The 22671-nt window shown below is 65.6% G+C and carries 19 protein-coding genes; 12 read left to right on the forward strand and 7 right to left on the reverse strand.

The features are described 5' to 3' along the window. Positions 1 to 1029, reverse strand: a complete 1029-nt coding sequence (gene tdh / locus BAC01S_RS22615; protein WP_027796805.1) for an L-threonine 3-dehydrogenase — start codon at positions 1027 to 1029, stop codon at positions 1 to 3. A 16-nt stretch (positions 1030 to 1045) separates the two neighbouring features. Then, positions 1046 to 2245 carry a glycine C-acetyltransferase gene (locus BAC01S_RS22620; RefSeq protein WP_027796806.1) on the reverse strand — a complete coding sequence of 400 codons (1200 nt, stop codon included), beginning with the start codon at positions 2243 to 2245 and terminating at the stop codon, positions 1046 to 1048. A 123-nt stretch (positions 2246 to 2368) separates the two neighbouring features. On the opposite strand from BAC01S_RS22620, the gene BAC01S_RS22625 reads away from it, so the two are divergent. From BAC01S_RS22625 to BAC01S_RS22635, 3 genes are all read left to right on the forward strand, one after another. Beyond that, entirely contained in the window at positions 2369 to 3007 is a 639-nt protein-coding gene (locus BAC01S_RS22625; RefSeq protein ID WP_027796807.1) for a helix-turn-helix domain-containing protein, read from the forward strand. Between the two features lie 94 nt (positions 3008 to 3101). Further along, positions 3102 to 3497, forward strand: coding sequence for a DUF2471 family protein (locus BAC01S_RS22630; protein WP_027796808.1), 396 nt, complete (start codon positions 3102 to 3104; stop codon positions 3495 to 3497). A gap of 102 nt (positions 3498 to 3599) precedes the next feature. After that, positions 3600 to 4604, forward strand: a complete 1005-nt coding sequence (locus BAC01S_RS22635; protein ID WP_027796809.1) for a tyrosine-type recombinase/integrase — start codon at positions 3600 to 3602, stop codon at positions 4602 to 4604. 85 nt (positions 4605 to 4689) lie between these two features. Here the strand turns inward: BAC01S_RS22635 and BAC01S_RS22640 are convergent, their stop codons facing one another. Continuing rightward, positions 4690 to 5892, reverse strand: coding sequence for a DNA-binding protein (locus BAC01S_RS22640; protein ID WP_043203322.1), 1203 nt, complete (start codon positions 5890 to 5892; stop codon positions 4690 to 4692). Between the two features lie 1935 nt (positions 5893 to 7827). Between BAC01S_RS22640 and BAC01S_RS22650 the strand changes: the two genes are divergently transcribed. Next, positions 7828 to 9180 carry a replication initiation protein gene (locus tag BAC01S_RS22650; RefSeq protein WP_027796811.1) on the forward strand — a complete coding sequence of 451 codons (1353 nt, stop codon included), beginning with the start codon at positions 7828 to 7830 and terminating at the stop codon, positions 9178 to 9180. A gap of 125 nt (positions 9181 to 9305) precedes the next feature. Here BAC01S_RS22650 and BAC01S_RS22655 read toward each other — a convergent pair whose 3' ends face one another. Both BAC01S_RS22655 and parA read right to left on the reverse strand, forming a co-directional pair. Further along, positions 9306 to 10370 (reverse strand): ParB/RepB/Spo0J family partition protein, encoded by a 1065-nt coding sequence (locus tag BAC01S_RS22655; protein ID WP_027796812.1) that lies wholly within the window; start codon positions 10368 to 10370, stop codon positions 9306 to 9308. A 24-nt stretch (positions 10371 to 10394) separates the two neighbouring features. Then, entirely contained in the window at positions 10395 to 11057 is a 663-nt protein-coding gene (parA, locus tag BAC01S_RS22660) for a ParA family partition ATPase (RefSeq protein WP_027796813.1), read from the reverse strand. Between the two features lie 384 nt (positions 11058 to 11441). Here parA and arsC point away from each other — a divergent pair, with 384 nt between their 5' ends. After that, positions 11442 to 11801: an arsenate reductase (glutaredoxin) gene (gene arsC, locus BAC01S_RS22665; protein WP_027796814.1), complete on the forward strand. Its 360-nt coding sequence runs from the start codon at positions 11442 to 11444 to the stop codon at positions 11799 to 11801. Positions 11802 to 12159: 358 nt separating this feature from the next. After that, entirely contained in the window at positions 12160 to 12714 is a 555-nt protein-coding gene (locus tag BAC01S_RS22670) for an NADPH-dependent FMN reductase (protein WP_027796815.1), read from the forward strand. A gap of 37 nt (positions 12715 to 12751) precedes the next feature. On the opposite strand, the gene BAC01S_RS22675 is transcribed toward BAC01S_RS22670, so the two are convergent. Both BAC01S_RS22675 and BAC01S_RS32270 read right to left on the reverse strand, forming a co-directional pair. Beyond that, on the reverse strand, positions 12752 to 13486 hold the full coding sequence (locus BAC01S_RS22675; protein ID WP_156954509.1) for a hypothetical protein: 735 nt from the start codon (positions 13484 to 13486) through the stop codon (positions 12752 to 12754). A 98-nt stretch (positions 13487 to 13584) separates the two neighbouring features. Continuing rightward, positions 13585 to 15855, reverse strand: coding sequence for a hybrid sensor histidine kinase/response regulator (locus BAC01S_RS32270; RefSeq protein ID WP_043203328.1), 2271 nt, complete (start codon positions 15853 to 15855; stop codon positions 13585 to 13587). A 426-nt stretch (positions 15856 to 16281) separates the two neighbouring features. Here BAC01S_RS32270 and BAC01S_RS22685 point away from each other — a divergent pair, with 426 nt between their 5' ends. The 6 genes from BAC01S_RS22685 (at position 16282) to shc (ending at position 22636) form a co-directional block, all read left to right on the forward strand. Then, complete coding sequence (locus BAC01S_RS22685; protein WP_027796817.1) at positions 16282 to 16650, forward strand: response regulator; 369 nt, start codon at positions 16282 to 16284, stop codon at positions 16648 to 16650. After that, positions 16643 to 17266 (forward strand): chemotaxis protein CheC, encoded by a 624-nt coding sequence (locus BAC01S_RS22690; protein WP_027796818.1) that lies wholly within the window; start codon positions 16643 to 16645, stop codon positions 17264 to 17266. The genes BAC01S_RS22685 and BAC01S_RS22690 overlap by 8 nt, the downstream gene beginning before the upstream one ends. After that, positions 17263 to 18207, forward strand: a complete 945-nt coding sequence (locus BAC01S_RS22695) for a sensor domain-containing diguanylate cyclase (protein WP_027796819.1) — start codon at positions 17263 to 17265, stop codon at positions 18205 to 18207. Before BAC01S_RS22690 ends, BAC01S_RS22695 begins: the two co-directional genes overlap by 4 nt. A 252-nt stretch (positions 18208 to 18459) precedes the next feature. Next, positions 18460 to 19311: a presqualene diphosphate synthase HpnD gene (gene hpnD, locus BAC01S_RS22700; protein WP_027796820.1), complete on the forward strand. Its 852-nt coding sequence runs from the start codon at positions 18460 to 18462 to the stop codon at positions 19309 to 19311. Next, positions 19311 to 20582, forward strand: coding sequence for a hydroxysqualene dehydroxylase HpnE (gene hpnE, locus BAC01S_RS22705; RefSeq protein ID WP_043203331.1), 1272 nt, complete (start codon positions 19311 to 19313; stop codon positions 20580 to 20582). Before hpnD ends, hpnE begins: the two co-directional genes overlap by 1 nt. Continuing rightward, positions 20579 to 22636: a squalene--hopene cyclase gene (gene shc / locus BAC01S_RS22710; protein WP_027796822.1), complete on the forward strand. Its 2058-nt coding sequence runs from the start codon at positions 20579 to 20581 to the stop codon at positions 22634 to 22636. Before hpnE ends, shc begins: the two co-directional genes overlap by 4 nt. Positions 22637 to 22671 lie beyond the last annotated feature (35 nt).

Below are 22671 nucleotides of genomic sequence, written 5' to 3' on the forward strand. Positions count from 1 at the left end.
TCAAGCCGTCCAGTCGAGAATGACCTTGCCGCTTTCGCCCGAAAGCATGGCGGCGAAGCCCTTCTCGTAGTCGTCCACGCCGAAGCGGTGCGTGATGATGGGCGAGAGGTCCAGCCCGCTCTGCAGCATGGCGACCATCTTGTACCAGGTCTCGAACATCTCGCGACCGTAGATGCCCTTGATTTCCAGGCCCTTGAAAATCACCTGGTTCCAGTCGATGGCGGTTTGCGCCGGCGGAATACCGAGCAAGGCCACCTTGCCGCCGTGGTTCATCGCTTCGAGCAGCGCCGTGAACGCGCTCGGCACACCCGACATTTCGAGGCCCACGTCGAAGCCCTCGGTCATGTGCAGGTCGTTCATCACGTCGCGCAGCGATTCGCGCGCGACGTTCACGGCCCGCGTCGCGCCCATCTTGCGCGCGAGTTCGAGGCGGTAGTCGTTGACGTCGGTGATCACGACGTTGCGCGCGCCCACGTGTTTCGCGATCGCCGCGGCCATGATGCCGATCGGCCCCGCGCCCGTGATGAGCACGTCCTCGCCGACGAGATTGAACGAGAGGGCCGTGTGCGTGGCGTTGCCGAACGGGTCGAAGATCGCGGCGAGGTCGTCGGAGATCTCGGGCGGAATCTTGAACGCATTGAAGGCCGGAATCACGAGGTATTCGGCAAACGCGCCCTCGCGGTTCACGCCCACGCCCGTCGTGTTGCGGCACAGGTGGCGGCGCCCCGCGCGACAGTTGCGGCAAAAGCCGCAGGTGATATGGCCTTCGCCGGAAACCCGGTCGCCGATGCTGAAGCCGCGCACTTCCTGGCCCATCTCGACGATTTCGCCGACGTATTCATGGCCGACATGCATCGGCACGGGAATCGTCTTCTGCGCCCAGTCGTCCCACTTCCAGATATGGATATCGGTGCCGCAGATCGCCGTGCGGTGAATCCTGATCATCACGTCGTTGTGGCCGACTTCGGGCTTCGGCACGTCGGTGAGTGTGAGGCCCGGCCCGCGTTCGAGTTTGGCAAGTGCTTTCATTTTTCAGGATTCCTTGTCAAATCACGCCAAGCTGCTTGCCGACGCGCGCGAACGCCGCCACCGCGCGTTCGACCTGTTCCGGCGTGTGCGCCGCGCTCATCTGCGTGCGAATGCGCGCGCGGCCCTTCGGCACCACCGGGTAGGAGAAGCCGATCACATAGACACCCTCGTGCAGCAGCGCGTCGGCCATCTTCGTGGCGACCTGGGCGTCGCCGAGCATCACCGGAATGATCGGGTGTTCGCCCGGCACGAGCGTGAAGCCGAGCGCGCTCATCTCGCGGCGGAACAGCGCGCCGTTCGCGCGCACGCGCTCGCGCAACTGCGCGCCCTCGTCGCTCGCGACCAGCTCCAGCACCTTGAGCGTCGCGGCCGCGATGCTCGGCGCGAGCGTGTTCGAGAACAGGTAGGGGCGCGAGCGCTGGCGCAGCAGTTCGACCACTTCCTTCCTGCCGGCGATATAGCCGCCCGATGCGCCGCCCAGCGCCTTGCCGAGCGTGCCCGTAATGATGTCGACACGGTCCAGCACGCCGCAGCGCTCCGGCGTGCCGCGCCCGTGCTCGCCGATGAAGCCCACCGCGTGCGAGTCGTCCACCATCACGAGCGCCTCGTAGCGGTGGGCGAGATCGCAGAGGCCCTTGAGATCCGCGATGATGCCGTCCATCGAGAACACGCCGTCGGTCGCGATCAGCTTGTAGCGCGCGCCCGCTTCGTCGGCCTCGCGCAGCTTCGCTTCGAGATCGGCGAGATCGTTGTTCTTGTAGCGGTAGCGGCGCGCCTTCGAAAGCCGCACGCCGTCGATGATGCTCGCGTGATTCAGCTCGTCGCTGATGATGGCGTCCTCTTCGGAGAGGAGCGTTTCGAAGAGGCCGCCGTTCGCGTCGAAGCAGCTCGAATAGAGAATCGTGTCCTCGGTTTGCAGGAACTGCGCCAGCGCACTTTCGAGCGCCTTGTGCACGCTCTGCGTGCCGCAGATGAAGCGCACCGACGCCATGCCGAAGCCGTCGCGGTCGAGGCCGTCCTTCGCCGCCGCAATGAGCCGCGCGTCGTCCGCGAGGCCCAGGTAGTTGTTGGCGCAGAAGTTCAGCACGCCGCTGCCGTCGGCAAGGCCGATGGCGGACGACTGCGGCGTCGCGATCACGCGCTCGCTCTTGTAGAAGCCGTCGGCGCGGATCTGGTCGAGCGTGGCGCGCAGGTGCTCGATATAGGGGGTTCGCATGGGTCTTGCTCCTGACTGGACCGGCCGCGGCCTGCTATAGTCGCCGTCAGCCTCACCGGAAATTTTCGCTTTTTCGAACCTGAGTTCGATATGTCGAACAAACTCTAAACGATGGAGCCGCAAATGGCAAGCAAGCGCAATCCGCCGAGAGCCGCCGACGCTGCACCGCAGCAGGCGCCTTCGCCCGCCGGCGCGCCCGTCCTCTCGCCGGTCGCGCCGCCGCGCGTGGGCGAACAGATCCAGCGGCTGCGCAACGAGCGCAGGATGACGCTGGACGATCTTTCGCGCGCGGCGGGGGTGTCGAAATCCATGCTATCGGAAATCGAGCGCGACAAGGCGAACCCGACCATCGCCGTGGCGTGGCGGCTCACCAATGCGCTCGGCGTGAAGCTGGACTCGCTGTTCGCCGCACCGCGCGCGCCCGAGGCGATCGCGGTAGCCGGGCCGCACGACATTCCGACGCTGACGGGCCAGGACGCCGGCTACCAGTTGCGCGTCTGGGGGCCGATCGAGCTCGCCGGCCACTTCGAGTGGTACGAACTCACGCTCAAACCGGGCGGCGCGCTGGTATCGAACGCCCACGAGCCGGGCACGCGCGAGCACCTCACGGTGCTGCAGGGCGCGCTCGACGTGGAAGCCGCCGGGTCCGCGCAGCGCCTGAAGACCGGCGACACCGCGCGGTACGTCGCCGACCAGCCGCACGCGATCCGCAACGCAGGCAAGGGCGAAACACGCGCGCTGCTCGTCGTGATCCACGGCTGAGGCGGTCCTGCCCATTCTGGCCGCAGCAATCGCGGCTGGACAGCCGGCTCCGATACTGTATATTTATACAGTTCCAAGATCGACTGGAGCCGCCATGCCAACCCCTAACGAACAGGATCTCGCCGCCTTGCGTTTTCAGGCGGCCGCGCGCGACCTCGAGCACGTCGTGCGCAGCATTGCCCAGCGCTACATCGCCCAGCAGGTGCCGCTCAGCTGGCGCCTGCTGCACGCCATCGAGGCCGAGGCGCTCGCCGACCTCGGCTTCGCGAGCCGGCACGACGCCATCATGCTCGGGCTGTTCCAGCGGCCGGGCGAGCTGGCGTACCCGGAAACCGACGACCCGGTGGATTTCGGGCGTTCCAACGCGCTGCCTGCCGTGTTTGCCTTCGCCGTCTCGGCCTACGAGCGCGCTGCCCGGACGAGCGCGGATGCACGGACCCTGGCACGCCGGCAGGAAACGCCGCGTCGGATGCGCGCCTGGGGCGGCTAGTCGCCGAGAATCGTGACCTGCGGCGCGGCCGGTGCATACGCGGAAGCGCATCGGCATTCCGCTACAATCCCCACATAGAATGCAACTAACGGAATGAGAGCCATGGCGCCTTCCGATCTTTCTCACCCTCCGCGCGATCTCTTCGACCAGCAACGTGCGGACTGGCAACGCGACCCGGCCGGCGCCTTCGACGCATGGCTTGCTACGCAGCAGTTCCGTCACTCGTCCGCCGACGTGTACCGGGTTCAGTGGGGGCGGTTTCTCGAATGGATGGCGCTCAAACGCAAAACGATCCTTTCTGTCGATATGGGCACGATCGCGGAGTTCGTCGCGGGGCTCGACGTAAAGAAGCCCCAGCGACTGCGTTATCTGCGCCTGATCGAACGCGTTCTTGACCATGTTCGCGAAATCGAACTCGCGTCCACCAACCCGGCACGCTTCATCGCCCAGGACGGCGAGGCGGCCTGGCGCAATGCCCGGGAAAACGAGCCCACCGGCTTCCTCGATGCCACCGAACGGGCGGCGATCCTCGCCCAGCTGTTCGCGCCGCTCGAAGAACAGACGGCGGCGAAGCGCTGGCGCGAACGCCGCGACCGGGCGCTCGTTGCGGTGTTCCTTGGCGGCGGCCTGAAAACGGGGGACGCCATCGCGCTCACGCTCGACTGCGCGCAAGCGGGCTCGGAATGGCTCACGATCGAAGCCGACAATCCGCTCTTCACGCGTGTCACGCGTCTCGCCCCCTTTGCCGTGGACGTGGTTGGCGCCTGGCTCGAGGCACGGCGGCAGGCGGGGCTGCCCGGACAGCTCGTTTTTCCAGGCTCGCCCTCCGGACGGCCGATGCACAAGGCTACCGTGCTGCGAGCGGTCGACGCGATCGTCGAAGCCTCAGGTGTTGCGCAGCGCCGCGCGGAACGCGCCAGCCCCCAGACCCTGCGCAATACCTACGCGGCCGATCTGTTCGAGCGTGGCGAAAACGCCGGGCAGGTGGGGGAATGGCTCGGCTTCCTGCAGCCGATTTCGGCGGGCCGGTTGCATCGTTCGTGGCGATTGTGGGCGGAACGCGAAGACGCCGGACTCCGGCCGGATACCGAGCCGGACGTTATCTGACGCGGCTTGCGGGAATGCCGGGATCGGCGAGGCTCCCGTAAAACCTCACCCCGAAAGCCTGCGCCGGCTCCCGAAACGACTCACCTCAAGCCGTTTCGGAAGCGCGTCTGTCCTGCAGAAACCGGCTGACCGCGGCAAGGCGCGACACGCCTGTTCCGGACGTGTGTTCGCACTCGGGACACGAAATTTCGTAGCGCTGATCGACTTCGGACAGTTCAGGCTCCCCTTCGTGGCATTTCGGGCAGCGGGCCGGCAGGTTGACATGACCGTCCACGACCGTGCCGAGGCGCTCGAGCTCGGCGTCGCTGAGCCTGCCGGCGCCGGCCAGCGAACACAGCAGGTCCGCCACTGACGCATCGACACCCTGCTGGCCGCGCAACGCGCTGAGCTGGCGTGTCAGGAGATCCACTTCGTCGGCGCGCTCGCGCAACAGCGCGTCGAGACGGTCGGCGCGCGCCTTGGCTGTTGCCAGTTGCTGGATGAAATCGAATTCCTTTCGGCTTGCCTCGCGCTGCGCCGCCTGCCAGGTCGACGACGTCGTGCGCAGCGAATCGAGCTCCACCAGCATAGGTTTCACGCGCCGCTCGGCCTCGGCCAGCGCATCCTTGATCTGTTGGGCATAGTGTTCGGTGCTCCTGCGCAGGTCGTCCTGCAGGGCGTCGATGCGATCACGCAGGCCGGCATTGTTCGTCTGCTCGGCTTCCACGCGCTTCGTCAGCGTTTCGTTTTCCGCTTCGAGCCGCCGCACCGTGCTCTGCAGACTGTCCTGATGGACGGCGCCGTGCGCGGACGAGGCGGCAAGCTGGCCTTCCAGCTCGCGGACCCGGGCCCAGGCCATTTCGGTACGCGTTTCGCTGCGCTGCAGCAGTTCATCGACCGCGGCGTTGCGCGCCTGAGCATCGCGAAGGGCCTGTTCGGCGGCATGCCTTTGCGTGTCGATTTCAGTCCGTTCCGCGTCGAGCGCTTCTCGCGCGACAGCTTGGGCTTCCTGGAACAGGGCTCCGAGCAGTTCGCCCGCGCGTTCTTCGAGGACAGCCGGGATCGCGCCGCCGGTAATCCGGACCTTCGAAGCGGTGCGGATACGTTGCCAGAATAGTTCGATGTCTTTGGGAATATCGCTCGCGCTGCCGGTTTGGGTCAGGTCGCGAACAGCAGCCATTGACGGGCGGATACCGAAGTCGAAAAAAAGGCGCTTGCAGGCGTGGAGCGAAAGCGCCTGGCGTCGTGCGCCATCCTTGCGCAGGGCTTCAAGCTCGTCCCGGATAGTCTGGCGATCTACGTCTTGCATTGCTCTTGTCTCAAGACAGGTCAGAATGGCTGAATAATAACAAATTACGTATCATTTGCTACGCGTTTGGCATTCTGGCTGGAAAATTATCGATCTCTGCCGATTTTTTGGGCCTAATGGCCTTTCTGACGCTGCGCCACTTCCCGTGATCGTGAAACAAATCGAAGTTTGTTTCATAAGCCATTGTAAATGCTTGTGTTTGGCCTATGTCTGAAAATTTCCAGACTGTTTCACGGTTTGATGGACGTGGGTTTCGACCAGGCTGGCGGGTTTGGCGGAGGGGATTTCCGGAAGCTCGCGGGGTAGACGTGCTTGAGAGTAATAAAAGTAAACACCTTTGATACCTGTTAAAGACGTTAACGCCACGGCAAACCCTTACCAGGCAAGGGAGACAGCGGGGTCGGGTGAAGCTTTACGGGATGTCGGGTGAGGATCTGCGGGACAGGCGGGTGACGGGGTTCGGGGAGGCCGGTGAGGCAGTTCGGGAAAGGACGTGAGCGGCTTCGGGAACCGGGGGATTCTTGACTCCCGGGCAAGGGTGAGCGAATACGGGACGCGGAAGCGCGCGAACCGCGGCAGCGTCGCAGGTCGATGCGATGTTGCGGGAATTGCAACGGTGAGCGGATTCAGGACCGTCATTTGTCGCGGATTTGAGTGCAAAAAGCGCGCCTTGGGAATGCCAGGTGAGCCGAATCGGGACGGTAGCACGTCATGAGGTGAGATTTTTCAGGAGCTAGAAGCGAATTTAAGGCCTGTTGGGCGTCCTGGATGGCCTTCGGTGAGGCTTTACGGGAGATCGGGAGCGGCAGATGGGGCGGTCGGGATGACTTCGCCCGGCTTTTTGCCCGGATTGAGCGGCTTGAGGTGAGACGATTCGGGATAAACCCGTTGCGGAGTGCATGCGATGGAGGTGGCTGGCCACCGTAGTCCATGCCGAGGCTTCGGTGAGCGTTTTCGGGAGCGGAAAGTAGGCACGAAAGTGGCTTAGGTGAGGCTTTTCAGGAACAAGTTGGTGGTCACTGACCTGAAAACACCGACAGAACGGGGTCGAAGTTTCCTGCGCACGGCACCATGGATCGATTGAGGTGAGATTTTTCGGGAACCTGGTTCGCGGGTTGGACGATCGGTTCGATCCTGGTCTGCGTCATGGAAGGTGAGGACTTTCGGGAGCGCGTTGTGGCTTGGCCTGCCCTGGGGGGATGTGGATAAGTGGCGGAATCTATTGGATTTTTCCCTGGTCGTCCTGAAAGGTGAGCTTTTTCGGGGCCGCCCGGAGGGCAGCGCGGCTGGGTGTCGATTGCCATAAAGGTGAGCTTTTTCAGGGGATCGGCCGGGTGTAGCGTCGATTTGGCAAGGCACAGGACGTTGCGAGCGCGTCACCTTCCGCTGGCGATGGGTGAGGCTTTACGGGAGTCGCCGGAAGGGGCGCGCGACAGGTGCTCGATGAACCCCCCTCGTGTGTAGCAGAACGGTCGTTTGCTGCCTTGGCCACGGCGGATTCGCAAGGCGGTAGAAATGTAGTTCAGTGACCGCGCACCGGTTTGTCCGCCCGCGTGGGAGCCCAAGGCGGGAGATCTGAACTGCCGCGGTCCGGACAAGGCGCGTTGCCGTTGCAGGCACGGAAAGCCTGGCTCCCAGGCGCAAGCCCATGTCGCGTTTCCGCCGCACCTGAGCGGAATTTTTTTGAGGTGAGACGATACGGGAGCGCAGGCGAGATTTCGAGACACTGCAGGATCGGGGCCAGCCGCGCCGATCGCACGACCCGCAATGGCCAGATGATTTCGGGCCGCCGGCGTAAGGTGAGCCCTTTCGGGAGCGTCTCCCGGTGAGCCGTGCGGGGATCGCACGCATCACCCGCAATGGTGAGGGAGGCCCTATAGACTCCTATCACCACAGACGGTATCCTTTCGCGAAAATCTCTCCTCGACCCGACGCATGGCCACGAAGCGCGTGAAAAAAACCGATGTGGTAAGCCCCAGTTCGGCCGAATTGCGCAAGGCCGTTGAGGCGATTGCGATTCAACCGAAGAGCGGCAAGATCACCCTGCTGACGCGCAAGCTGTTCAACGTGCTCCTTGCCGTTGCTCAGCAGGCCGACGAATCGGGCGACACCTACCGGGCGCTCCTTTCCGACATCGTCGCCAATTCGGCATTCGATTCCAACGACACGGCGCTCGTCAAGGAACACCTGCGTCGCATGGTGTCCGTGCAGGTGGAATGGAGCCAGGGCACGTCGAGCCAGAAACCCGGGCGCAAATGGGGGATCTCGACGCTGATTGCCGATGCCGAAATCCTCGAGGACCCGGCAACGCGGCGCGTCTGGGTCGAGTTTTCGTTCGCGCCGAAGATCAAGAAGAAGCTGCTGGATCCGGTTCAGTACGCCCGTCTCAGTCTCCAGTTTCAGAGCCAGCTGCGCAGCAGCGCCGGCCTCGCGCTCTACGAAATCTGCGTGCGCTACCTGACGAATCCCAGCCATCTCACCATGCGCGAGACGTGGGAATGGTGGCGGCCGATTCTCTCGGGCACGCCCGATACCGAAGCCGGCGACGAAGCCAAGCGCGAGTACAAGTACTTCAAGCGCGATTATCTGCGACCGGCGATTGCCGAAGTCAACGCCGTTACGAACATCTTCGTGGAATTGATCGAACACCGCGAAGGCCGCCGTGTCGCCGAAATCCAGTTTCGCGTCACGGAGCGCAAGCAGCCCATGCTGGCGCTCGACGAGCATCCAAACGTGTTCGACAGCACGCTCGTCGATCGCATGGTGAAGATCGGGATTCCGCTGAAAGAGGCACAGTCGCTTTACGCCGACAGCGAGGAAAACCGGATTCGCGCCGCCCTGCAACTGACCGAGCAACGCATGCGCAGCACCAGCCTGCCGCCGGTTCGCAGTGCGGGGGCGCTGTTCAAGGACGCGCTGAAGAAGGGGTACGCACCGCCGGTCGAAACGGCGGCCTCGGGCACGGGGGCCAATGGGAAGGTGGCGGCGCTGGGCGCGGCCGACCCTAAAGCGCGCCTGCTGGACGAGTATGCGGCATGGCGGCGCAAGGAGGCGCGTGCGCTGTACGACGAGCAGGGTGAGCTGGAGCGGGAGGTTGCGCGCCAGTCCTTCGAAACCGACGAATTGCCGGGGCTGGGCACCCACCTGCGCGACGACTGGCGGCGGCGCGGTCTTGAGTCAAAGATGGGCGATAGCGCTTTTTTCGACTGGCTGGCCCGTAAAACCTGGGGTGAGCCGACGGATGGCGATCTGCTCGCCTTTACGTTGAGTCAGTCGCGCGCGGCGTGAGCGTTCTTCCGTCTGAATTGCCCTGAATATCACGTAGTTCAATGTCATGCCGGGCAATCCGGCAATGCCGATCTCCGGCGTGGCGCCACGGCCGGAGATCGGTGCCGACACACTTCCCCCTCGGTTTATTTCGCCTGCAAGATCTGCTGGATCTGATGCAGGATCTCGTCACGCCGGTCTTTGGAGAGACCTTTCAGGCGTAGCTCCAGCCTGTCTTCGCCATAGGACTTCAGATCGCCGACGGCGACACCGTCCAGCTTGATCTCAAGTCGCTGCGCGTAGCGCTGACGCCCTGCCGGCCGTGGGCTTTCCTGCGCACTCGAGCGGCCCTTGACGATGTCCGCGACCTGCCGCGTGCTCAGGTCGTCGGCGAGGATCCGGTTGATGAGGCGCAGCGTGGCTTCGGTCCCGCGTGCGCCGTGATAGCGACCAACCTGATACGCCATGTTCGATCCGAACCGGTCCGGCCGCGCCACCATTTCCTGCATGACCGACTCGGGGAGCTTGGCGATCGAGAGCGCCACGGCGACGGTCGATTCGTCGAGCCCGAGGTGATCGGCGAGTTCGCGCTGGCTTTGGAAGAATTTTTCTTCGATAAAGCGCTTCCACACAATCGCGTTATCGAAAACCGTTTGCGAATCGCGCTGGACGTTGAGATCGTAACCGAGCTTGTAGCTTTGAATGCCGATAGGCAGATCGACGACGATCGCCTTGACGGTTTCCTTGTTGGCCTCTTTCAATGCACGAACGCGTCGTCCGCCGTCGCTCACGTAATAGCTGCCGGGCGCGGTGTAGTCGGGGATGACGTGAATGGCCTGCTGCTGTCCCTGTTTTGCGAGATTGACGGCGAGTTCGGCAATCGACGACTTCAGATAGAAGTGACGCGGATTGAAAGGACTGGGCTTGATGGCTTTGAGCGGCAGTTCGACGATCTGTCCCGGCCGATAAGCGTGCTCGAGTCGCCACGCGCGATATTCCGCCGACTCGTTTTCTTGAGGCTCGACGGCAAGCGCGGGCGATGCGATCGGTTCGACGGCGGGTTGACTCGATCGCCCGGTGACTTTGGCGGAAACCGGCTTGTCTTGAACCAGTCCGTCGATTGCATTGAGGCGGTCGAGTGCCGTGCGCTTTTCGCTGCTCGTTGTATCAGGCCGCGCCTGAAAGCCTTTGGCGAATTGGGAGGGTTTCATTCAGCGTCCTTTATGCGCATAAAGTCAGGGGAGCATCGCCGCGATTTCGTCGGCGACTGCGCGCACTTCGACGGCGGCCAGCCGAGCGCCGCGATCATTCATTTGCAAGACCGTTTGGCCAAGTGCCATGGCCTGCTTGTACGCTTCACGGGTGGGAATCTGCGTCCTCAGCAGCGGAAAGCCGAGTTCTTCGAGCGCGCGCTTGAGTTCCCGCGTCAGCATGCGTTTTTCCTCGGTCTTGTTGAGCAAAAATACTGCGCGAAGGTCTTCGTTCATGACCTGCGCCTGTTGGACGAGTTTGACGAGTCCCACGCTGGACCAGTAATCGGCGGGCGACGACGAGGTGGGAATGACCGCAATCGTAGCGGCCAGCAGCACGACGCCCGAAACTTTCTCGGTAATCGACGGGGGGCAATCGACAACGATGATGTCGTAGTCGGCAATGAACTTCTTGATCTCCCGGTGAATCTGGCCGCCGGCTTCGGAGAGATTGACGACGTGAAACGGAATGCCCGGTTCTTCGTCACCGGAAGCGCTGGCCCAGTGCACCAGTGTGTTTTGGCCGTCTGCGTCCACAACGAGCACCCGCTTGCCCTTTTCGTGGAATGCAGCGCCGAGATGCATCGCGATCGTGCTTTTGCCGACCCCGCCCTTCTGTTGCGTGACTGCGATTATCTCTGCCGCCAATTGATTTTCTCCTTTTTGCTAATTAGCGGAGATTCTACCGGGATTGAATTTCAATTCAACGACTTCTGTCGTATCTGGGCCATGAATTAGCCGTTCGGCCAGCTTTATGCGCATAAAGGCTGCGCGAGGCGGCCGGTACAGCAGTTGAGCGTTAGGTTATGCCTTTATAGAGGGAACATAGGAGCGTCCCTTCAACCTCCCCGACTACAAACGCAGGCGGGGGCTTTATGCGCATAAAGCCGCGACACCGTCGCCTCACTCAAGCCGATGGCCCCAGTTCAGGCGAGATAGGCGAAGGCATCATCACCTGCCTCCGGCAGCTAAAATGTCGCGCAATCCCACGGCCGCTTGCCGAGGCCCTCACTTCTGCGCTGCACTCAAACCATGATCACGATCTATCACAACCCTCGTTGCTCCAAGTCGCGTAGCGCCTGCGAGTTGATCTCCACAACCTGGAACACAGCCAACGAACCGGTCGAGGTGATCGAGTACTTGAAGACACCACTCACCGTCGGACAGCTGAAGTCGCTACACGGCATGCTGGGCGGTCCGCTGCGCGAGATGATCCGCGACGGTGAGGCTGTCTATACCGAGCTTGGTCTCGATAACGAAAATCTCACAGATGATCAGCTCTACGAAGCAATTGCCAGCCATCCCATTCTGCTGCAACGTCCGATCGTCGTACGCAACGGCCGCGCAGTCATCGGCCGCCCGCCGGAGAACGCCGCGATGTTGTTTGCCTGAGCGGTTCCGGGCGCGCCTCGCGGCCTTTCGTTCGTTCGGCGCATTGCGCCATCGACCGCCGTGCTCAAACGGTCACCAAAGGTCGACGTATAGCGTGCCCAATATTTGGGCATTTGCATTTTTTGCCTGCAATCCCACTTAGCCCTATATGCCACGGGCTGTCTGGCCAGGTTGTCCACAAGGTTATCCAATAAAATTGTGGATAAGACTTGGCATCTCGAGCTTGTCCACAGGCGGGCGTCTCCACTTGGGGCGGTAGCCGCATATCGCGGACACCTTCGAGCACGCCCGTCATCGCCTGCACCTATGATGAAGTTTCCTTCCACCGCGCTTCATGCGTGCAACCGGGGACTCTCAAATGGCTTATCGAATTGCGGTCGTGGTCGGCAGTCTGCGCAAGGAATCCTTCAACCGGCAGCTCGCGCATGCGGTCATTTCGCTGGCGCCGGCCGATTTTTCGTTCGAATTTCTCGACATCGGCGTGCTGCCGCTCTACAGCCAGGACTACGACCCCGACTTTCCCGAGGTCGCGCGCCGGTTCAAGCAGCAGATCGAGTCGTCCGATGCGCTGCTGTTCGTCACGCCCGAATACAACCGCTCGATGCCGGGCGTGCTGAAGAACGCGCTCGACTGGGGGTCGCGTCCGTGGGGCAGCAATTCGTGGGGCGGCAAACCGGCCGCCATGCTGGGCACCTCGGTCGGTGCAACCGGCACGGCGCTCGCGCAGCAACATCTGCGTAACGTCCTCGCCTATCTCGATGTCGCGCTGCAGGCCCAGCCCGAGATGTATATCAAGCACGACGGCAGCCGCGTCAACGAAAAGGGAGAGATCCTCAACGACGACACGCGCAAGTTCCTGCAGGCCTTCGTCGACCGTTACGTCGGGTGGGTCAAGCTTCAACTCGGACGCTGACGCGGGTTTCGTTTCCCCTTCGTGCCGCCGCGATCGCTCAATGCAGCGTCCGGTGGTGCGCCGGCGTGTCGTCCTCGTATTCGAGAAATTCGTCGGGAATCTGCGGGGCGACGTCCTTCGCCGGCTGCGTCGCGACGGGCGCGCCCGGCACTTCGACGGCGCGGCTCGCGGGGTGGTCCACGGGTTGACCCACCGGTTGACCCACCGGTTGACCCATGACAGCGCCCGCACCCGGCGCGCTGGCTGCCGCGAGCGCGCCGGGCGCGGGGGACTCCGCGGTGCCGGCGGGCGGGCCGGCTTCCGTCGCACCGGCGGCCGGCCCCGGCTGGTGTGGTGCGTCCTGCTCTGCATGCGGCGGCGTCATAGTCCGGCGCCAAACGGCGGTGGCCAGCTCGGCGAGGCCCAGCTCGTCGAGAGCCGAATGCTCGCGCGTCGGCGACGCTTCGGGCGTCGCCCAGCTCCGTGGGTCGGTACGCATCGCGACCTCGACGGCGTGCTCCGCGCCCAAGGTCGCGCAGGCCAGCTCCGCATGCGCGTCGTCCGCGACGTGAACGGCGAGCAAAACCCTTTCGCCCGCGGCATGAGACGCGCCACCCACGCGATGATCGGCGGCAAAGAAGCTCGTCACGAGGCGCTCGATCCCTGCCAGCACGCCCGGCACGTGCGCCGGCAGTTCGATGTCGCTCATGGCAAACCCCTGATGCAACAGCACGTCCTGTGCGTGGCGGGCATCGTCCCAGCTCCTGAAGCGACCGGTTACGGTTTGTCTCATGGCACCCTCCTCGATGGGTTGCATCGATAGCTCACATGATGCGCTCGATCCTGCATCGTGCGTCGTCCGGTGCCGCAATCTTCGTGCCGCTTCGCCCTTCAGTCACCCTTCACGGCGTCGCGCTCCCGGCGCGAGCTCGACGGCTGCTCGCGCTGAATCTGCTCCAGCATCTTTTCGAGCAGGCCGATATCGAACGGCTTCGACAGCACCCTGACCTCGGCGTGACGCGCGCGCTCGAGCTCTTCCGCGTAGCCGGTCACGAGGATGATCGGCAGTGCCGGCTCGACGGACTGCACCGCCTCGGCGAGATCGATGCCGTTCATCTCGCCCGGCATGTGGATGTCGGAGATCACGAGGTCGAAGCGCGGCGCGTTCCCGTCGACGGTGTGCGCCTCTTCGATGAGACGCTGCGCGCTCGCGGCGTCGTTGGCGCAGATCACCTCGTGGCCCATCATCTGCAAGAGCGCCTCGGTGCCGGCGGCCACTTCGTCGTTGTCTTCCACGAGCAGGACGCGCAGCCCCTGGGGCGGGCGAACCGCGTCCGCGCGCGCTTCGGGCGCGCGCTGCGTCGCCGGCGCATGCAGCGCGCGCGGCAGGTAGAGGTGCACCGAGGTGCCCGCGCCGATCGCGCTGTCGATAGCCGCGAGACCGCCCGAGCGTTCGCAGAACGCAAACACCTGCGGCAGCCCAAGCCCCGTCCCCATGCCCTTCGGCTTGGTCGTGTAGAGCGGCTCGAAGGCGCGAGCGAGCACCTCGGGCGGCATGCCGGAGCCCGTGTCTTCCAGCGAAACCTGCACGAAATCGCCGTCGAGCGGAAAGCCCTCGTCCGGCCGGAAGCTGATATTGCGCGCGCTCACCGTGAAGCGCCCGCCGTTGGGCATGGCGTCGCGCGCGTTGACGGCAAGGTTGATCAGCGCCAGCTCGAACTCGGCGACGTCGACGAGCACGGGCCACACTTCCTCGTCGATATCGACGACGAGCGACACCTTCGCGCCGAGCGAGGCGCGCAGCAGTTCGCGGGACGCCGGCAGCCAGCGCCCGACGTGGATGGTCTCGTTGCGCAGCGGCTGCTTGCGCGCGACGCCGAGCAGTTGCCGCGTGAGCGACTGCCCGCTCTTGAGCGCGCGCTCGACCGCGGAAAGCTCGCGCTCGAGCCCCGGCGCGCCGCGGCGCCGCGCGATCTGGACGTTCGCGGAGACGATCATCAGCAGATTGTTGAAGTCGTGCGCGACGCTGCCGACCAGGTTGCCGAGCGCCTCCATCTTGCGCGCCTGCCGGTAGGCCGATTCGATCGAGCGGCGCATCGACGCTTCGGCCTGCCAGCGCTCCCACGCCTCCTCTTCGGCGGCCAGGCGGCGCAGCGAGAGCCAGATCACGCACCAGAGCGCCACGGAGGGTGTGAACATCGAAACGAGCAGCACGCTCAGGTGCTTCCACCAGGCGGCCCAGATCTCCGACGTGCGATAGCCGCACGACACGTACACGGGATACGAGCCGACGCGCCGGTACGCGAGGATCACGTCGTCGCTCACGAGGCGCGAATGCATGCGCACGACGCCGCTGTCCGCGCCGCGCGCCAGCGCGACGGCGAGCGGCGAAGGGGACGTGACCGAGGCCGCCCCCGCGTGCGGCGGCGGGTAGAAGGCGAGAATCGAGCCGTCGCTGCGCACGAGGCCCATGTCCATCGGCGAGCCGGCGCCCAGCAGTTCGCGGTAGAACGCGCTGAAGTAGCCGGTGCGCAGCGCGACGGAGACGATGCCCGCGAAGTCGCCCGCGGCGTCCTCGCGCGCGACGCCCATGTTGAACACGGTTTCGCCGCTTATCGCCCCCACCATCACGCGCGAGACATGATCGACCGTGCGGCCGGCACGAATGCCGACGAAATCTTCCCGCCCGGCGATCGAGACGGGCGGCGGCGGGGAATAGCGGCTGCTCGCGAGCAGTTCGCCGTCGCGCCCGAAGATCGACACGGACGCGACCTGCGGGTAGCCGCCGCCGATGGCGTCGAGCTTCGCGTGGAACTGGGCTTCGTTGGCGCGGATACCGTCGTCGTCGAGGCCCTGCATGAGGTCCACGACGCGCGCGTCGAGCCCCTCGTTCAGGTCGAATACCTTCAGCGCGTGCTCTTCCGCCACGCGCACCGTGCGCAGCGTGGTGTCCGTGGCGTCGGCTTCGCGCGTGCGCAGGTCGCTGTACGCCATGGCGGCGACATAGACGCACGGCAGCACGATCGCGGCGATGAGGAGCGCGATCAGCGTGCGGCGGCGGACCGTGAAGTCGTGGCCGGGCGCCGCCGGAAACGGCGGCTCGTCGTTGCGGTGCGGCGGGGTCGTGCGATCGTCGGGCCGTGCGGGACGGTCAGGAGTCATCTTGCAAAGAGCCGAAAAGGCTAAAGCGGGCAACAGAAGCTGATGACATCATAAACGACCGCGCCGCCGCGCTGGTCCCGCGACCGGTCGCGGCGCACCATCCATGCCGGCGAAGCGGACCTTGCATGGGGAGAGATTTTTCCTCGCGAACTCAATTCGCGAAATTTCACGAAGCGCAAACGTACACAAAAGCATAATCGTCGATATTTATTTCAGATCGTGATCGATTATTTCCAGTAAATCGCGAAACTGGAGTTAATTCTGTCCGTTTCACGGATATTGGCGAGTTGCATTTCACTCCGAATGATTCGAGAATCGCGGTCACGTCAAATGGGAGCGTCGCGCCTAAAGACTAAAGAAAGCGCTCGCGCCGCCGTTAAACCGTTCTAATGCATTCCGTCCAACGCACAGTCAATTAGCATACCCATGTCCTTGCCCATCGTGATCGCCGACGATTCGCTGCTTGCCCGTAAGGTGCTCACGAGGGCGCTGCCCGAGGATTGGGACGTCGAGATTTCGTACGCGTCGAACGGACACGAGGCGCTTGCTCACTATCGCGCCGGCCGTGCAGCGGTTATGTTTCTCGACCTCACGATGCCCGGCATGACGGGATTCCAGGTCCTCGAAGCCTTGCAGAGCGAGGATCTGAACTCGTTCGTGATCGTGGTGTCCGCCGATATCCAGCCGCTCGCGCAGGAGCGCGTGCGCTCGCTCGGTGCGGTGGCGTTCGTTGCGAAGCCGGTCACCCAGGAGGCGCTGCTACCCATCCTCAAGGAGTACGGGTTGTATGCCTGATCCAGTCTTCACGGAATTGCAGCGCGACGCGCTCCAGGAAATCGCCAATCTCGGCATGGGACAGGCGGCCACGCGGCTGTCGAGGCTGCTCGACGCGTTCATCGAGCTTTCGGTGCCGCGCGTGCGCGTGGTCGCCGTGCGCGAAGCCGCGCAGGCGCTGCGCGAGATGACCGGCATAGACGGTCCGGTGACGGCCGTGCGCCAGGGCTTCCGCTCGGAGATCAAGGGCGAGGCGCTCGTGATCTGCCGCAGCGGCGAGATTGCCGAGCTCGGTCAGCTGATTGGCGGCGCCTTTACCGAAACGGCCACCGAAACGCTCACCGAAGAAGAGCTGATTTTCGACGTTGCGAACGTGCTGACCGGCGCGTGCGTCTCGTCGATGCTCGACCAGCTCGGGCGCCTGCCGGTATTCACGGCCCCGGGCCTGCTCGGCGAGCAGATCACGCTCGACGAAGTGTTCCAGGCGGGGCTGCTCGCCTGGGATCTCGCCCTGCTCGTCGAGGTGAACTTCGCGCTGGAGGACCAGCGCTTTCGCGCCCATCTCGTCATGCTGATGGCCGAGGAGTCCATCCATTACGTGAGCCGGGCGATCGACACCATGCTGCATAGTCTATGAACGCACACGCTGGCTTGCTGTCGCTGTCGGATCTCGTGGTCGAACGGGTGGGCTTCGGCCTGTTCGTGCTCGACCGCGAGATGAAGGTTCTGATGTGGAACCGTTTCATGCAGGACCATAGCGGGCGGAATGCCGACGAAGTGATCGGCCGCTCGATCTTCGAAACCTTCCCCGAGCTGCCGCACGCGTGGCTCACGCGCAAGGTCGAAAGCGTGTTCCAGCTCGGCAGCTTCGCCTTCAGTTCGTGGGAGCAGCGCCCCTACCTGTTCCGCTTCGACCACGACCGGCCCATCACGGGCGGCGTGGACTACATGCAGCAGGACTGCACCTTCATGCCGCTCATGCGCGAGCGCGAGGTGATCGCGGTGTGCGTGACGATCTCGGACGTGACGCACGTGAGCGTCATGCAGCGCGAGCGCGAGGAGGCCGTGGCGAAGCTGCGCGAGTATGCCGACCGCGACGGCCTGACCGGCATCGCCAACCGGCGCTACTTCGAGACGCGTCTTTCGGAGGAGTTCTCGCGCTGGCAGCGGCACGGCGGCGAGCTGTCCGTGCTGCTGTTCGATCTCGACCACTTCAAGAAAATCAACGACCAGTTCGGCCACGTTGCCGGCGACACCGTGCTGCGCGTGATGGCGCAGCGGGTGGCCAACGTCGTGCGCAAGCAGGACGTGTTCGGCCGCTTCGGCGGGGAAGAGTTCGCGCTCATGCTGCCCTGCACGCCGCTGGGCGACGCCATGCGGGTGGCCGAGAAGATCCGCCACGCCATCGGCGACGCGCCGGTCGAAGTGCAGGGCGTCGTCGTTCCCGTGACGGCGAGCGTCGGCGCCGCCACGGCACGCACCGGCGCCTCCGGCTACGAAGGCATGGTCAACGAGGCCGATGCGGCCCTGTATCGCGCCAAACGCCAGGGACGCAACCGGTCCGTCGCGCTCGCCTGATCCGCCGCCGGTTCGTCCGACCCGCGCGGCGGGCCGCCGCCAACGCGCCTCGCCGCCCGCGCGCCGGGGTTCTGCGGGCGGCGCCAGGCAAAGATTGCTATACTTTGGCCCGTTTCCGGCACTGCGCGAGCGTCACCAGGACGTCCCGCGGCCGGCTGCCTCGCGCGTGTCCGCGCGCGCGGGCGACCCGCGGCATTGCGGGCCCGAATATCTGAAACGCCCCGCATGCGGGCGCCTCCAGCGGAGATCGTCTTGGCCGTTTCCAACCTCGTCGTGGACGATACACAACCGACCGACGCTGCTGCCGCCTCGTCGGGCAGCTCGTTTTATCTGGCGATGCGCATCCTGCCCGCGGCGCAGCGCGACGCCATGTACCAGGTGTACGCGTTCTGCCGCGCCGTGGACGACATCGCGGACAGCGACCTGCCGCGCGCCGAACGCGCGGCGGGGCTCGACCGCTGGCGCGCCGACATCGACGCGTGCTATGCCGGCACGCCGCCCGCGGCGCTGGCGGCGCTCACGCGCCAGATCCACACGTTCGGTCTGCGCCGCGAAGACTTCCACGCGATGATCGACGGCATGGCGATGGACGCCGCCGAGGACATCTGCGCGCCCGACGAAGCGACGCTCGATCTCTACTGCGACCGCGTGGCGAGCGCGGCGGGCCGCCTGTCGGTGAGGATATTCGGGATGGACGAGGCGCCGGGCATCGCGCTGTCGCACCATCTGGGCCGCGCGCTGCAGCTCACGAACATCCTGCGCGACATCGACGAGGACGCGGACATCCACCGCTGCTACCTGCCGCGCGAGCTGCTCGCGCGCGAGGGCATCGCGGCGGCGAATCCGCACCGGATCGCGGACGACCCCGCGCTGCCGCGCGTGTGCGCGACGCTCGCCGAGCGGGCGAAGCAGCATTTCGCGCAAGCCGACGCGATCATGGACGCGGCGCCGCGCGGCCACGTGAAGGCCCCGCGCATCATGTCGGGCGTCTACCGCGTGCTGCTCGAACGCACCCTCGCGCGCGGCTTCGACCTGCCGCGCACGAAAGTCACCAAGCCGAAAGCGCGGCTGATGTGGATCGTCGCGCGCTACGCGCTGTTCTGATGCCACCGAGGCTCGTCCACGTGATCGGGGCGGGGCTCGCGGGCCTCGCGGCGGCGGTGCGGCTGCAACGCCGCGGCGTGCAGATCGCGCTTTACGAGGCGGCTTCGCAGGCCGGCGGGCGGTGCCGCTCGTATTACGACCGCACGCTCGGCGCGACGCTCGACAGCGGCAATCACCTGATGCTGGCGGGTCACGCGGCGATCGTCGACTACACGCGCGCGATCGGCGCGGCCGATGAACTCGTCGGTCCGGCGCAGCCGGGCTTCGCGTTCATGGATCTCGCGGCGCGGGCGCGCTGGAACGTGCGCTTCTCGCGCGGCCGCGTGCCGTTCTGGATCGGCGACACGAATGCGCGCGTGCCGGGCACGCGCACGGCCGACTATCTCGCGCTGCTGCCGCTCCTGTTCGCCAAGCCCGGTCGCACGCTTGCGCAGAGCATGCGCTGCGACGGCACCTTGTGGGACCGGCTGCTGCGGCCGTTCTTTCTCGCGGCGCTCAATATCGAGCCGCGCGGGGCGAGCGCCGAACTGGCGGCGACCCTGCTGCGCGAGGCGCTGGCGGCGGGCGGCGAGGCCCTGCGGCCGCTGTTCGCGAAGAACGGCCTCTCGAGCGCGTTCGTCGATCCGGCCCTGCGCATGCTTCAGCACGGCGGCGCGGCTATCCGGCTCGATGCGCCGCTCAAGGAGATCGTGTACGACGACGCGGCGGGCCGTGTCGCCGCACTCGATTTCGCGGCGGGCCGCGTGGCGCTGGCCGAAGGCGAGGCGGTCGTGCTGGCCGTGCCGCCGGCCGCCGCCGCCGCACTCGTGCCCTCGATCCAGACGCCGCGGCGCCACACGGCGGTCGTCTGCGTGCATTTCGCCGTGGAGCCGCCGCCGGGGCTCGCTACGCCGATGGCGCTCGTGCACGGCACGGCGGACTGGCTGATGGCCGCGCCCGGGCGCGTTTCGGCAACGATCCACGACGCCCACGCGGTGCTCGACCTGCCGGCTGAAACGCTCGCCGCCAGGGTCTGGGCGGACCTGGCCGCCGCGGCGACGCTGCCACCGGACGCCATGCCGGCGTGGCAGATCGTGGCCGAGCCGCGCGCGACCTTCGCGCCCGTGCCCGAAGAGGAACTGCGCCGCCCCGCGACGCGCACCCGCTGGAACAACCTGATGCTTGCAGGCGACTGGACGGCTACCGGTCTGCCCGCGACGATCGAAGGCGCGATCCGCTCCGGCCGCAAGGCCGCGGATCTGCTGCTGACAGAAAATATGGAACGCCGATGAACGACCTCTCCCAAGCCATGCCGACCGAAGACCTCGCGAGCGGCCTCGCCACCGCCGCCGATCCGCCGGCTGGCGTCGCGCCTGCCGTGCCCGCAGTGCCGGTCGTGGCACCGGCGATGGCACCGGCCGACGCCCTCGACGCCGCCGTCATGCGCGCGACCGACGCGCTGCTCGCGCATCAGCAAGCCGACGGCCACTGGGTCTACGAGCTCGAAGCCGACGCGACGATCCCGGCCGAATACGTGCTGCTCGTCCACTACCTCGGCGAGACGCCGAACCTCGAGCTCGAACAGAAGATCGCGCGCTATCTGCGCCGCATCCAGCTGCCGGACGGCGGCTGGCCGCTCTTCACGGACGGCGCCATGGACGTGAGCGCGAGCGTGAAGGCCTACTTCGCGCTGAAGATGATCGGCGACGCGGAAGATGCCGAACACATGGTGCGCGCGCGCCAGGCGATTCTCGCGGCGGGCGGTGCGGAAGCCGTGAACGTCTTCACGCGCATCCTGCTCGCGCTCTTCGGCGTGGTGACCTGGTACGCGGTGCCGATGATGCCGGTCGAGATCACGCTGCTGCCGCAGTGGTTCCCGTTCCACCTCTCGAAGGTGTCGTACTGGGCGCGCACGGTGATCGTGCCGCTGCTCGTGCTGAATGCGAAGCGCCCGGTGGCGAGGAATCCGCGCGGCGTGCGCATCGACGAGCTGTTCCACGGCGCGCCGGTCTCCACGGGCCTCAACAAGCGCGCCGGGCACCAGAGCAAGGGCTGGTTCGCCTTCTTCCGCGCCGTGGACGGCGTGCTGCGCGTGGCCGATCCGCTTTTTCCGAACTACCTGCGCCAGCGCGCGATCGACGCGGCCGTGGCTTTCGTCGACGAGCGCCTGAACGGCGAGGACGGCCTGGGCGCGATTTTCCCGGCCATGGCGAACAGCGTGATGATGTACGACGTGCTCGGCTATCCGGCCGATCACCCGCACCGCGCGATCGCGCGCCAGTCGGTGGAGAAGCTGCTGGTGATCCACGAGGACGAGGCCTATTGCCAGCCCTGCCTCTCGCCGGTGTGGGACACGTCGCTGGCCGCGCATGCCCTCCTCGAAACGGGCGAGCCGCGCGCCGAGGAAGCGGCGCGCCGCGGCCTCGAATGGCTGCGCCCGCTGCAGATCCTCGACGTGCGCGGCGACTGGATCTCGCGCCGCCCCGACATCCGCCCGGGCGGCTGGGCTTTCCAGTACGCGAATCCGCACTACCCCGACGTGGACGACACGGCGGTCGTCGCCATGGCGATGCATCGCGTGGACGTGCTCGACAAGACCCGCTCGTACGACGAGCCGATCGCGCGCGCGCGCGAATGGGTCGTGGGCATGCAGAGCAGCAACGGCGGCTGGGGCGCGTTCGAGCCGGAGAACACCCAGTACTACCTGAACAACATCCCGTTCTCGGACCACGGCGCGCTGCTCGATCCGCCGACGGTCGACGTCTCGGGCCGCTGCCTCTCGATGCTCGCGCAGATCGGCGAGCTGCCGGCCGCGAGCGAGCCGGCGCGCCGCGCGTACCACTACATCCTCGAAGACCAGGAAGCCGACGGCAGCTGGTACGGCCGCTGGGGCATGAACTACATCTACGGTACGTGGACCGCGCTGTGCGCGCTGAACGCGGCCGGCCTCTCGCACGACGACCCGCGCATGAAGCGCGCCGTGAACTGGCTCGTGCAGATCCAGAACGAAGACGGCGGCTGGGGCGAGGACGGCACGAGCTACAAGCTCGACTACCGCGGCTACGAACGCGCGCCGAGCGTGGCGTCGCAGACGGCGTGGGCGCTGCTCGGCCTGATGGCGGCCGGTGCGGTGAACCACCCGGCGATGGCGCGCGGCATCGAATGGCTGCAGAGGGAGCAGCGCGAGCACGGCCTCTGGGACGAAACGCGCTTCACGGCGACGGGTTTCCCGCGCGTGTTCTATCTGCGCTACCACGGCTATCGCAAGTTCTTCCCGCTGTGGGCGCTGGCGCGCTATCGCAATCTCAAGCGCAGCGGCACGACGCTCGTGACCGTCGGGATGTGATGGCGGGCGCAGCGGCACCCACGCGCGCAGGCGGA

It is taken from the genome of Paraburkholderia acidipaludis NBRC 101816 (assembly GCF_000684975.1).
In the GTDB taxonomy this organism is placed as follows: domain Bacteria; phylum Pseudomonadota; class Gammaproteobacteria; order Burkholderiales; family Burkholderiaceae; genus Paraburkholderia; species Paraburkholderia acidipaludis.